The organism is Chryseobacterium mucoviscidosis (genome assembly GCF_002177115.1).
Lineage (GTDB): Bacteria > Bacteroidota > Bacteroidia > Flavobacteriales > Weeksellaceae > Chryseobacterium > Chryseobacterium mucoviscidosis.
Map to the genome: position 1 here is coordinate 1 of NZ_MVAG01000102.1, position 231 is coordinate 231.

Annotated in this window: 1 protein-coding gene; it reads right to left on the reverse strand. The window is 50.6% G+C overall.

Features of this window, described 5'->3' with window-relative positions; translation table 11 throughout:
- The coding region (locus tag B0E34_RS22735; RefSeq protein ID WP_503327690.1) for a hypothetical protein at window positions 1-231 on the reverse strand (231 nt) is incomplete at both ends.

Below are 231 nucleotides of genomic sequence, written 5' to 3' on the forward strand. Positions count from 1 at the left end.
GGTGCTCGCCGCCAAGGTGCCGATTAATTCGAGCTTCTGCGCTTCATTTTGGGCGCGCTCCTGCTTGGTCCGCCGCTTCAGCAGGACATACTGGAGCAGGAGGAACATAATATTCAGCAGAATGAAAATACTCAAAAATGACAGCAGAAGACTGTGAACGATTTCATCAAGCTGGACCGGTTCCGGATAGACTTCAAGCTTCCAGTCGATCTGGTCCAAAAAAGCGTCGAC